The following is a 12617-nucleotide window of genomic DNA, read 5'->3' on the forward strand; positions in this document are numbered from 1 at the left end:
TATTTAAATGAATCAACCAAATAACAGAACAAAAAAAACAACCAGTGGCTTTGGCGAACTTGCAAAATTAAACGCTAGCGTTGCCAAGAACAAATCAGCTAGTTCTAAAAATAATAATCCGCGTCACTCAGCCAAAAAACAACAAGCAAATAATGGTTCTGGTAGTAATACAAACGACCAAGAGTTTTCAATGAGTTTATCACGCCAACTCAATGTTAAAAGCTATCCGGTTATCGCGACCATTTGTCTATTACAAAAAAGAGAAGACATCGTTAGCTTGCTCAAGCAGGCACAACAAAATCCGAATAGTTTACCGATAAGATTAACATCCTACTTAAAAATAGAAGGCCTGCTCAACAACGACAACACTTTAACCGATAAAGCTAAACGAGTGTGCACCACGGGGAAAATGCCCATTAGCGAGCGTGGGCTTTATCATATTTGGTATAGCGATAACGATCCGCTGTTAGGTACTAGAGCATTATTAATCCAACGTGATAATGCCTTTAAAGAGCCAAAACATAATATATTGCATAAAGGCCGACATGCAGCGCAATCAACCTTTGCTATTAATCCGCCGGACGATGCTTCTAAAACACTAACGGTTAAATTTTCGGGTAGCGAAAAAGATAATAACAACAGATTAAGCACTAAAGATATTATTTCTATTTCACCAGAGGTTATCTGTAGTGCTACCGACAATAAAACGCTCAACTTAACTTGGGATCTTACTTTAGACAGTTCAAGCATCACACTCAAAGGTCCATTAAATATTTTATCAGGACGTGATTTAAAACAAGATAGTCCGGTCGATTTCGAATACCAGCAGAATGAATATTTATCAAAAGCCTCTACTATTTTTTCATCACTGGCAACACATCTTGATGGACACTGGCAACAGCAGGTTAAGCGAGCTAGCGTTCCGTTTGCGTTAACTAAACAATATCAGGGAATGCTGAGTCAATTTAGCTTAAATAATTATCCTGTATTCAAAATGGAGACTCAACATGGTTACTTTGACCATGTCAATATTCATCACCTGCCAGTTGAGCCAATTCAAGAAGAAGTTAGTCAATGGCACTTGGCTTGGCTAGAGCGCTATCATGCCAGAAGTTTTAAAGAAACAGAGATCGCGGAAGCAGAACAACTATCATGGCTTGCTCAGCCAGCACTTAAGCAATACAAATTAGTGCCGTTATCGGGCAATAATCTTATTGGGGCTTTATCTAAAGAGAAGAATCCTCACGCTTATTGGCACTGCGCCGCAATCAATGATTTAACTCCAAGCCTGTCGTCTATTGCAGCACTGCCATTAACCTTAATTGATAAAGAGCCAGTCGATATCAAGCAACTCATTAAGAAACTCTCTTTAGATAAGCCTTGCACCAAGTTTATTTACTCAGACCGGTACATAAGAACTAGCCGCCAACAGTCACTGCTTAAGGTAATTGCACAGCAATTAAGCAGCTCTGATATAACCATTTTTACGGAATTAAGTGACGCGGAAGCACTAGCAGACAAATGCCCTGAACCATGGAATATAGAATCGTTTTCTAAGCGCGCCGACAATCATGACCGCTACTGGATATTTCAATCAAATGACCATATTACCGCCTGGAAATGTACTGTTAGCTTGGATTTTTTAATCAGCAAAGATTCCGCTTATTACGCTCAAGGTTACCCAACATTCACTCCAATAGTTATTGAACAACTTCCAGAATATTTACAGGGTGCACTAGCGCACAATACGCTTGAGGTAACAGCATAATGAGTACATTAGAGATACAACAAGAATCGTTTACTAAGCATTATCACGATGAATTATTGCCGCCTATTTTTATCGATCAGGGCTGCAAAGCCGAAGACAACCTCAGTTTACCTGTATTTATTGTGGCTGTAGAACAACAAATAATTATCAATTTAATTGATAATACTCGACTGACCTTACTACTCTCAGCAGACCAATTAACTAACGCAGACATCATTAAAGCACTACAAAATTCCGCCGATAAAGGCATCAGGATTTATTTGTATTTAGGCAATGAACATAAAAATAAACAGGCGATTAGTGCACTATCGAGTCGCTGCTTAATCCGCACTGGCGAACCACAACAAGGTGCGCTGCTGATTGGCGATCACGCTACATTTTCGCCAGTTGGTCATATCTTAAATTCATCGGCTGTCTTTACCAGCAATGAGGACGATGATAATTTCTTTATTAAATTAACAGCAGCACAAATCCAAGATACTTATCGTAGTTTTTGCCATTTATTTTGGGATAAAAGCGAAAAACAAGTCATCAAACAAGGCGAGCAATCAGACAAAGCGGTAGCAAACCCTGCTGGTACCATTGTGGTTAATCATCAATACCAGCTGCCGGAACAATTATCAGGTAATTTTACTCAGGCAAGTGACATAAAATTTAGCCAACTCAATCACCATGATCTTGATGCCGCATTAGCAAGCAAGCTATTGCAGGCAACTCACAGCATTTTAGATATTAATAAGGCCGAATTAGCGGAATCATTAGTTAGTGATAATAAAAGTGTAGCACTCACAGACTTAAACGTTCCCAACATTGTGGCAACACACAGTGGTTGCTGGTTCATTCCTAATGGCGCAACAAATCAGCAGGTCAATTGGAGCCTCAAGTTGAATCTCCAGCAGTCGGCCGAACTAACCAATAGCCTCAACCAAGCCTTTGATGCGGCTCAATGGCAACTCGACAAATCACGTTCTGTTGAGAATTTAGATTCACTATTTATGTTTGTTGATGAAGCAAATAACGTTTATCAATGCGAGCAATCTGTAGAGCTTGAGCTTGCCCCCGTTTACACTGACAATATGGATAGTTTTTTATACGATAACATTGAAGAACTAACCAGTTCACACACCGATTTAACTCGTGAATACCTAGCAAAGAGCATTCATTATAACGTGCAACGTCACCCTCCTTACTGCCCGCAAGGTGCCATTAAAGCCCAGCTATATACCAGCTGGAACAGCGCCAATAATAACTGGTTAACTGCTTTAGCAGATCTTGAAGTCAAACTTAATAGGCTTGATACAAAACGCACATCGGTATCACAGTCAATCTCATCTTTTTTCAGTAGCTTTTCACTTGGCCAGCAACACAAACATAGGAAACTAAAAAAGAGTATTACCGCGCTTCTTCAACCAGACATGATCACGGCAACACCTGCCGAACGAGCAGAGCAACAAAATAACTACCTTGACTGCTTTAAACAGCTTTCTCATGATGATGATGCTACCGACCAGGCGATAGACAAAGCCAAGCTAGAAAAGCAGTGGCACGACAAAAAAGAACAATTAACAAAGAGCTTACAGCATAAAGAAGATATTTATTCACAAGAGAAACACAGCGTAAATACCCTCAAAAAATCGGAGGAAGACAGATATACCCAAGCATATAATGAGTTTGTCGCAAGTCGAGATAAAGCCTTAGCAACACTCACTCAACAGCTAGCTCAAGATAATGAAAAAATAGCGGAAATGTCACTACAGCAGGCAACTCAATGGCTCAATAAAAATAGCAACCCGAAACTAGCCGAGTTATTAACGCTACATTCGATGCGAGTAAAGGAAATTAAAAGTTCGCACAACAGTAAAAAAGTATCAAAAGAAGCTAAAGAAAGTGAAAATGAGCAACGCCAGCAGCAGATTTTAGCTAATGAAGAGTTATTCATGGCTAGCTGGAAAATACAGTGCGAGCAAACGTTTAATAATCAACAACAAGAAATCACCAAAATCTATTCAATGGTACCTGCCGCGTTGGGTGTATGGCTAACAAAGAACACCAATAAATCATTGAAAAAAGCGCTTGAAACTCACACCCAGCTCCGCAACAAAGTGACACGAGATTTAGATTCAGCACAAAAGAAACTAGATAACGCCCTTAATGACAAGAATATAGCCCTAGACTCACTTGATAAACACGGTTCTGCATTTTCTTATCGCAAAACCAACGAAAGCGATGAACTAAGTAAACAACTGGGTAACAAGGAAAGTAAAAGCCAAGCTAAAAACATCAACTGGCCAAATGAAGCACTGCCAATTTGCCAGGATCTGGAATTATTCGAAGTAAACAACCAACGCTATCTCACTTTATCATCACTTGATTTATTAGAGCAGGCACAACAGGAAGCGCAACGTCTAAACGCCAAACTGTGCGCACCACAGCAAGCAAGAGAGGATACATAATGCCTGAGCAACAAATCACATTAACCATCGATGGGGAAGGCGCTATAACCGCCAAAACAAACGGATTCAAAGGCGAGGCCTGCTTAGAAGCGCTTGAAGAGATCTTAGGAGATACTACAGGACTTATTCATGTAAAAACCACCGATGAGTATCACCAGCAACAAGCGGTTCAGTGCATTGAAACGATTAAGCTAAGGAATTAAGTAATGAGTGCAGTGATCAAAACAACCACTCCTTTCACTATTAAAGAGGTACTATTTTCAGCCTTAGCAACATTAGGAGCAGAGCCTGTATTAACAACTGCTGAGAATATTAATAATTTTCGACAGCAGTCAAATGTCGAAATTGGCGACATCATCACCAACCGCCGAGATTATAATGGCTTACAGCTATTTTGTTTTAATGGCGATGTCTGGCAATTGCAACATGATCAAGATGAATATGCCACTCGTATTATATCAGCTACACAAAAACAGTATCAATCTGTGAGTCGCTTTTTAAACGAGTTAAATGTTGCCTATCAAGGCTGTTATCAGGTACATCTCGACAACATTGCAGAGCTTGAACGACAACGCATTGAGCAAGAAAGAATTGACAGGGTAGAAGCGACCCGCCAGCAGGCAATTGCCAAAGCGAAGGCACAAGGATACAGTGTAAAAGAAAAGCATATCCGAGGAAAAATTCAGTTAGTACTAACCCGCTCAGTTTAATATGAAGAACTTATACAGTACCCAGTTTAATATTTCTCACATTGAGCCTGCCACCCATATTTATGGACCTGGCAGGCGCTTTGCAGTGTGGTTGCAAGGTTGCTCGCTCGCTTGCAAAGGCTGTTGGAATAAAGAAATGTGGTCATTTAAGGCCAACGAACTATTGGATCGCAAAACTCTACTGGCTCAGATTCTGGCTGAACAAGATATTGAGGGGGTCACTCTTTTAGGTGGAGAGCCACTCGAGCAAGCAGAAAATACAGTATGGCTAATACAAGAAATTAAGCGCCTCACGTCCTTAACAGTGATGTTATATACCGGATATACCAAGCCAGAAATTGAGCAGAAGCAGCTTTGGTCCGCAGTAGAAGCTAACGTTGATTTATTAGTGTCAGGTCGATACCAGGAACAAGATAGAAATACCAATAACCAATGGTATGGTTCTGAAAATCAGGAACTAATTTATCCAAAAAAATCAAAAATTGAGCAAAGGTCAAAACGACTAAACGAAGTCGAAATCATTATTGAAGAAACGGGCGAAGTGCGTGTGCTTGGTTATCCATCTTAGCCAGTTGATACATTGTTAACCTAGTAAAGGTAGAGATTTCAACACTATAAGTAGGCCTAGTGAACATTTTTCGCAGTCGTTTTCGCAAATTTAAAATGTCGCCCAAAGTTATTTATTGAGCTAGACTTACTTAATGGGCAACACTTAGGCTTGATTGTAAATCAAAATTAATTAGATGTATTTTCACTGATAATTTACAGGGCATTTCATCAATTTATGGATACTGAAAAAATAATACGTTTAGGCCAAGAACTACAAGAAATGATGCCTTTTCGAAAAGGTATCCATACACCAGCGCAATATGACGATGCTATAGTCCTGATGGATAGTCTTGTTGATGATGCCGAGAAAAATGATTTATTTATAGATTACTTGTTTCCTATCATTGAGCGTTATGAAGCGACGGCACCCGAGTTCAAGGAAATGAACGATTGGATAGAGGAAATGGACGCAGGTCAAAGCGTACTAGGATATTGATAGATCATCATAAGCTAAGCACTGCTGACTTTGCCGACGAAATTGGTGATAAAGATATAGTCTCTTTAATTGTTGACGGTAAACAACCTTTGACAGTTAAGCATATCGCCGCTTTGTCAAAACGATTCGGGATCAATCCTGCGTCATTTTTCGACCATTAGCTACATGACATCTAATGAGATAAGTTAAGGTAGTTATGACTGATTTTACTGATGAAACAGGCTAAGATAGAAAAGCGCGTTGATGAACGCGTTGTTAAACAATCGAGTCTAACAAATACTGAGGTTATTGAATTGTTCTTCGGCGAAGAAGAGTACCGGAAATTGGCTAAGCTATCACAGGCTGTAGTTAAAGTCGCAGAAGAAAATGTGAAGCTTATTGCAGCCGAGTATGCAGCTCAAGTTACAGCTGATATTGCTGAACATGAATCGACAGGAAAGCCATTATTTGTATAGGAAACTAAGCTGAGGTAGTTATGAGTAAACAGCCAAATAATGAACCTGACGAGGTAACTCTGTCACTTGCTGAAATGTTAGGAATTGCCGAAGGCGAGGAAGCCTATCAAGCCCTTTTGAAATTGACTGAACATAGTAATAGACAGTACATTTTGAAGGACATTACTGTGATTTGACGGACACTTTAAAGGACATTCTAGCTATGATTAATCTATCCAATACAAACCTTGATAATAGTGAAATAGAAATATCCATCTGCCACTCATCAATGTCACTAATTGGCAGTGCAGAAGTTGGCGTCGAAATAAAGCATATTAGCACTGGCATTATAGTACGAAGTGTTGAACTGCGCACTCAACACAAAAACAAACTGGCTGCGCTTGAACTTCTAGCTGAGCGTTTACTAAAATGATTAACGATCAAATGCTTATATTAAAATCATCCAAAAGTGGCGCTATGTCTGATGTAACTATTTCAGCTCTAGAAGCTGAAATTAAAAGAGAATACGAGCAAGATGATGCCAAAGATCTCATTAGAAAGTTTCATGACATGATGCTTGGTAGTACGGTAGGTAATATTAATGATGAAACAGCAATATACCCACAAGATATTGCTGCTATTTTTGGTCTACTTAAAATCCCTATTAAGTTTATAAACGATAAAGGGAATGAGCTTGCTATCAACGGGGATAGTTCAGGTGTTCTGACATGGTACAGGCATTCAAGCGACCTATCATGGCAAGGTGCGGCGGCTGGTATTTTGAAAAATATTCAGACTAACAAACAATTCAGAGACGACGAATCACTTCAATCAGCGGTCGATGAGCCAGAAGACTGAAATCTATTAAAACTAGAGTGATATTTCTTGTAAATTTTGGGCTGAAAAAACGATTGTATTTAGGCTAACCACTACTACGCCAGTCACAAAAAATGCTAAGCATTGCAGTTAGCTGGATACGTGCTAATTGCAAGGCTTTTTACTTGCAGTATTATTGCACTTTTGTAACCTGTAAAGGGATACAAACTTGTAACCATTTGAAGTGATTTCATATTTGGGTTACAAAAATGTAATACCGAGAGGGTTACACAAAACAGCTCAAACGAATTATGAGCAAGTTAAGTATTTATATACTAAAGGAAAGTTTATGGCGCACAGTAATATACTACTTATGATTAATCAGGGTAACGATGTTATGCAAGTACTGCAAGAACTAGCAATATCTAAATTTCAAGCAATTGAAGTCCACAAATTATCAGATGGTAGCTTTAACATTGACGGTGTATTGAATGACACAAGAGCTATAATTGACGAGCAAGAGCAGACTATTCATCTTATTTGTAGATACGAAAGAGATGTTTTATTTACAACCAAAAAATTAACGGAGTTTGCAGCTATTAACGAATATTCATGCAGACTACTGGCTTAATGATAATATATATGTTGAAGATTGAGTCTGACCTTTAGTTATGATTTATTTAAAATAACATTCAAACGGATAGAGTGCTTTCAATTATTTGAAGTCTCATGATTTTGACGCTATCTTGATGTCGTCCTGCAGGGGCTTTAACCCTTTCCCGAAAGAGACAAAAGGTTAGCCGTGATAGCTAACTTTTTTTGTGCCTGTTATTTAGATTAAACAAACATACCATGTTCTAAGCAGCCAATTAGGTTTAAGACAATTTCAGTATCTTCATCAGTATGAATCATATCAACAGGCCGCTTTAGACCAAGACCGTGAATTGGATGGTTTAACCAACGTTGAGCGGCTTCGTTATCGTTCACAAAGAACTCTTGAGCTGCTTTGGTTATGGCTACTAGCCTCTCTTCGTCGTTTTTCATAACAAGACCTACCTTAGCTAAAAACTGCATGCTCTAAACGAGAAATTAAATTGAGAACCATCAAGTTCACTGCTTTCAAACCAAACTTAGCAGAGTTGGCTTAGGGTGTCTAACGTCAATGAAAACTGGCGGTCAGGCGTTGTACAACCCTACAGGTTCCGTTACAGAAGGGCTGTAAAATTGAGTCAAAAATGAAATGGCGAAAATAATTTGCATTTATTTTAATAAAATCTTGATAAGTTGATTTTTGAGATGGCAAGAACTGCTATTTGCTATGTTTAGGGACAATGTATATGTACTATTTTGTAAGTTCTGGTAATTTATTTTTAGCTTAAAATTGTCATGTTTCCACATTTGCGCAAATATTTTTCAGTTTAATAAAAGGCACAAAACTATCCTTTTCTAGTAATTATAAGTAACCGTAATAATAAATTCAGCTATCAATTTAGTTGTAAACGGCTACGGCACAGGTCATAAATATCCTATTGTTACCTTTTTATTTTTCTTTTTTTAGTTTTAAGTTGCTGTAAAACAGTGTGTTGCAGTCGTTTACGTGATTTTTATTTTGTGTGATTTTGATGAGTTTACGTATGCGAATCACTGGATGCCTAAGAAAAAGGCAATGGTTTGTAATTGTTTTTATAAACTAAGCCACCTACTAGAGTAGGTGGTTATTATTTACAAATTTTCTGGTTGTATTTTATTTGAATTATTTAATCGTTATTTATAATAACGCTTAAACCAGTGAAATTAAGTGGTGCTGAGGCTAACGTCATATTCACTATGATGGAATGGGATCTTCAGAATTTAAAAGTTTCTTTTTTACTCGCTATACTGCCAGAGCAATGCGAGTTCATCAAAAGTCTCTACAAGTGAGGCTTGGGTCTTGTCTTGGGGGGAGAGGTACGGTTTAATAACTTGCTCATGTCGTTTTGAGCTTATTGTTTCATCACTACTTTGATTGTGGAGTTCTGAGAAGTTAAGGGCGGGTTCAAGCTGCTTCTGAGTGATATCGTATGTTTTTTGATTCGCAAGCATGTGCTTACGACTACTTGTGTTATTAATTGGTTTGTTTTTTTGGGTACGTCGATAGGTAGACGTTCCGTTACATTCTTTACGAAGAGGTACTCGTGTTTGAGTTGGATCACTACGTCTTATAATCTCAGTTAATAAAGAGACTTGTTGCTGTAAATTTAGAATTAACTGTTCTAAAAGTTTTTTATCAGTAAGTTGTACAATTTGTGAGGACATTTGATTCTCCAGGGGATGAGCATCCGAAACTAAACGCTACCCCCTATATTTTATTAATATTAATAGGTAAGTTTTATCTAGTCTCAGTGGCCTCAGCCAAGGAGGTAAATCAAGTATGCCATCATTTTTATTTCAAGTCGACTCAGAAAAAACTTTTATGAGTCGAATTCTCCTGCAAAGAAACGCAATTGAGTGCGTTAGTATCTATCTTTCTAGTTATTATTCTGGCAAATAATGCAATCCATTAAAATTTTAACTAAAATTGTATGCTGGCAATTTTGGTCTAATTGATAGTTCCGCCTCAATAAAAAATTTGTGAAAACACATCAAAAGGGTATTTTTTCATTTTATCCTTAGCTGCACGCATCATTCGCTGGTTTACCTCTAGTTCTCCCTGTTTTTATTTTCACAAGATAATAAAAAATTAAATATTTTTTGGTGAGGTTGCCTAGCTCCCGCCGAAACTCATAATCAACTCCGCCGCAGTCGTTTTTGAAAATATCAGTTAAGTTGTGTTCACAATAAATAACATTACTTTTGGTCTTGTGTCTGGGGGTTGTCTTTTTATGGTGTTGTTTTTAATATTTCTACCCTTTGTTTTTTAAGGTTTTTAATCTATAGTTGTGATTAATGGTTTGTTTTGATGTTTTTTGGAGTAAGTGATGAGTACAGAGCTGCTGTTTCAACAACTAGAAAGAGAGTGTCGTTCAAATGGCAACCGTAATGTACTAACGGCACTAAATAGCATAAAAAAATATGGCGTTGTGACTGACGTGAAGGCTTTATTTGATGATGAAAAACTAATTTTGCTTAAAAACAAAATTAGTAGAGAAATGAAAGTGGCAGGCAAAAAGGAATCCACTATCGGTTCAGTAAGGTCAAATTTGGTCAAGTTGGTGAGTTTAGCTAGGAAAGTTGCAAAGCCAGACACACTACCTAAGACTCTTGAAACTAAAACACTCAAAGAGCTGTCGTTCGGTAACGCTTTAAAAGAAGCGTTTAGTCATGCTTATCCACAAAAGTCAGTACATTTTTGTGCAAAGGAAATAGACAAGGCATTAAAATATACGGATTATGCCGTTAAAAAAGGTACATTATTGGATTGGATATATAGAGACATAACGCCAAAGCATACGTCACTTAAATCGGTTCATGCTATTGAGGCGTTGCTTAATATTAGTGATGGTGCGCTTTCTAATAAAGTTAAACTTGTACCGGTTAAAACTATCCATAAAGGGACTAAACCTCAGTGCGTTTTATTTGATTTTCCTGAAAAATTAGCTGAGCAAATTGATGATATGATGACCTTTTATAAATCTGGAGATATACCCGCTTGTCGTCCTGTTAGTCTTGCAGCAGGCGATACAAATATGCTCTTGCAGGGAGGAAGCAAGTGGAAAACGAAAAAGTGCCACAAACAGGGTATTGAAATATCACAGACAGAAACTGGCTACCGTAATACACTAAAGCATTTATTTTCTTGGTTGACTCATGAGCATAAAGTGCCACTTGAATCACTTGATCTATCTATACTTTTTTACGACAAGCTTTATCCTCATTATTTGACCTATCTGAGCAAAAACAATAGAGGGCTGACTCAAGTAGATGACCTGATAAAGTATACCCTTGCTGGTATGCGCGATGGCAGTCGTTATTTGGCTCGGTATCATATTCCTACAGCATCAATTGAACACGACTCGCCTTTGATAAGGGCACAGTATCCAGATGGTTTACCTGCCTATAAAAGTTATGAGGAGTGGGCAAAGGTACAACAGACAATCATAACTAATTTAGATTTTGTAGCTAGAGATGCAACCAAAAAATTTAATAGACAAAAATCTTCAGGTACCAAGGAACAAACAGGGGGTAAATCAAATATTAAATGGATGCTTTCTTATGATAAAGGCGTAGTAGGTGGGGTAGATGATGTACTGTGGCCAACTATAGAATATCTTGGTATGAACCTAGGGGGCAATAACCTATCGAATAACCAAGTTGCGGCTTGGCTTGCTTTAGAGTTAGTAACACCTTTGCGTATTACTAATACCCTAGAGTTGCAGTTGATAGATGATAAGCATGTTGATGTTGCTAGACTATTTCAGCCTACTTGTTGGTTTGATATTAAAGGTGATTTTCGGGTGTTTGTTCCGCTACAACTGATTAAGAATGGCTCCGAAGAAATACTTACATCTCTTGATGATGTTGACGTTAAAATACCTAAAGGAAATAAATACTTTAAATTGATTAAGCAGTATATAAATTCTCGTTCGGCAGCTTTAAAGCAAAAGAATATAAAGTCTGAGTTTCTATTTTGTGGTGTCAGTGACCATCTTGGGGAGCCGATGCTCAGAAAAGGCTTTGGAACAAAAATTAAAAACGTAACATACCAGACATTTATACATATTTTAGGTGAGACTAAATGCAAAGAGCTTGGCATCACAAAAGGTCTAAACCCACATAGCCTTAGGCATATTGTTGCTCAGTACCTTCTCGAGCTTTATATTGGCGACTATGCATTAGTAGCACATGTATTGATGGATAGTGTTGAGACGATAATCAAGGAGTATGGGAGTAATAACCATGCTAATCAACGTATTAAGTATCATTGTGTTATGTTTGGTTAAGTTGAGCTTTTAGTCATATTTTTAACTTCCTATTTTGAAATCAAACTGTCTACTTCAGTTATCACGAAATGGATAGTTTTATAGCACTAATTAAGTAATTGAAGACAAGAGTCATTATTGATTATAAGGCTGTGCAGCACTACTGCCTCGATCTGGCGATGTTCTACAGTGTAGTTTTCTTGTAGTTATGATTTACTTTAAATATTTTCAAAATGACTCTGGTGCAGGCGAAAGTGATACTTTAGTAGGGCTGTCGTGAGGATACTTTTATCTGTGATTAGACAAATCTCAGATATTTATCTATTACAAGGTTTTTTAAAGTATTAGCTGATCTTTTACTATGACTTTTTTGGCAAAGCAAGGTGGGCAATAAGTTTAGTCATGCGGATAATAGAGAGAGAGTAAACAAATGCACTTCATAAAATCACTCTCTGATTTATATGGAGATATTTCACGATGTTAATCTGAAATT

General features: G+C 37.8%; 14 protein-coding genes. 12 read left to right on the top strand and 2 right to left on the bottom strand.

Translation table 11 applies throughout. From position 1 onward, the window contains the following. The first annotated feature begins 7 nt into the window (after positions 1-7). The 11 genes from H4J76_RS10420 to H4J76_RS10470 all read left to right on the top strand — a co-directional run bounded on the left by H4J76_RS10420 (position 8) and on the right by H4J76_RS10470 (position 7857). Positions 8-1768 (top strand): hypothetical protein, encoded by a 1761-nt coding sequence (locus H4J76_RS10420; RefSeq protein ID WP_182230539.1) that lies wholly within the window; start codon positions 8-10, stop codon positions 1766-1768. Then, positions 1768-4221 carry a hypothetical protein gene (locus tag H4J76_RS10425; RefSeq protein ID WP_182230540.1) on the top strand — a complete coding sequence of 818 codons (2454 nt, stop codon included), beginning with the start codon at positions 1768-1770 and terminating at the stop codon, positions 4219-4221. Before H4J76_RS10420 ends, H4J76_RS10425 begins: the two co-directional genes overlap by 1 nt. Continuing rightward, positions 4221-4424 (top strand): DUF2997 domain-containing protein, encoded by a 204-nt coding sequence (locus H4J76_RS10430; protein WP_182230541.1) that lies wholly within the window; start codon positions 4221-4223, stop codon positions 4422-4424. Before H4J76_RS10425 ends, H4J76_RS10430 begins: the two co-directional genes overlap by 1 nt. A 3-nt stretch (positions 4425-4427) precedes the next feature. Then, the gene (locus H4J76_RS10435; RefSeq protein WP_182230542.1) at positions 4428-4931 is read left to right on the top strand and encodes a hypothetical protein; all 504 of its coding nucleotides are present in this window, start codon (positions 4428-4430) and stop codon (positions 4929-4931) included. Position 4932: 1 nt separating this feature from the next. Beyond that, positions 4933-5499 (top strand): 4Fe-4S single cluster domain-containing protein, encoded by a 567-nt coding sequence (locus H4J76_RS10440; protein ID WP_182230543.1) that lies wholly within the window; start codon positions 4933-4935, stop codon positions 5497-5499. Positions 5500-5715: 216 nt separating this feature from the next. After that, positions 5716-5976 carry a hypothetical protein gene (locus H4J76_RS10445; protein WP_182230544.1) on the top strand — a complete coding sequence of 87 codons (261 nt, stop codon included), beginning with the start codon at positions 5716-5718 and terminating at the stop codon, positions 5974-5976. Then, entirely contained in the window at positions 5973-6137 is a 165-nt protein-coding gene (locus H4J76_RS10450; protein ID WP_182230545.1) for a transcriptional regulator, read from the top strand. Before H4J76_RS10445 ends, H4J76_RS10450 begins: the two co-directional genes overlap by 4 nt. A 51-nt stretch (positions 6138-6188) precedes the next feature. Next, complete coding sequence (locus H4J76_RS10455; protein WP_182230546.1) at positions 6189-6431, top strand: hypothetical protein; 243 nt, start codon at positions 6189-6191, stop codon at positions 6429-6431. Between the two features lie 202 nt (positions 6432-6633). Continuing rightward, complete coding sequence (locus tag H4J76_RS10460; protein WP_182230547.1) at positions 6634-6843, top strand: peptide chain release factor-like protein; 210 nt, start codon at positions 6634-6636, stop codon at positions 6841-6843. Positions 6844-6887: 44 nt separating this feature from the next. Next, the gene (locus tag H4J76_RS10465) at positions 6888-7268 is read left to right on the top strand and encodes a hypothetical protein (protein ID WP_182230548.1); all 381 of its coding nucleotides are present in this window, start codon (positions 6888-6890) and stop codon (positions 7266-7268) included. A gap of 307 nt (positions 7269-7575) precedes the next feature. Next, a complete protein-coding gene (locus H4J76_RS10470) occupies positions 7576-7857 on the top strand; it encodes a hypothetical protein (RefSeq protein ID WP_182230549.1) in 282 nt (93 codons plus the stop codon). A gap of 206 nt (positions 7858-8063) precedes the next feature. On the opposite strand, the gene H4J76_RS10475 is transcribed toward H4J76_RS10470, so the two are convergent. Both H4J76_RS10475 and H4J76_RS10480 read right to left on the bottom strand, forming a co-directional pair. Beyond that, the gene (locus tag H4J76_RS10475) at positions 8064-8270 is read right to left on the bottom strand and encodes an antitoxin Xre/MbcA/ParS toxin-binding domain-containing protein (RefSeq protein WP_182230550.1); all 207 of its coding nucleotides are present in this window, start codon (positions 8268-8270) and stop codon (positions 8064-8066) included. 822 nt (positions 8271-9092) lie between these two features. Continuing rightward, a complete protein-coding gene (locus tag H4J76_RS10480; protein WP_182230551.1) occupies positions 9093-9521 on the bottom strand; it encodes a hypothetical protein in 429 nt (142 codons plus the stop codon). A gap of 662 nt (positions 9522-10183) precedes the next feature. Here H4J76_RS10480 and H4J76_RS10485 point away from each other — a divergent pair. Continuing rightward, the gene (locus H4J76_RS10485) at positions 10184-12145 is read left to right on the top strand and encodes a tyrosine-type recombinase/integrase (RefSeq protein ID WP_182230552.1); all 1962 of its coding nucleotides are present in this window, start codon (positions 10184-10186) and stop codon (positions 12143-12145) included. Positions 12146-12617 lie beyond the last annotated feature (472 nt).

Source organism: Colwellia sp. BRX9-1 (genome assembly GCF_014077195.1).
Taxonomy (GTDB): Bacteria; Pseudomonadota; Gammaproteobacteria; order Enterobacterales; family Alteromonadaceae; genus Colwellia_A.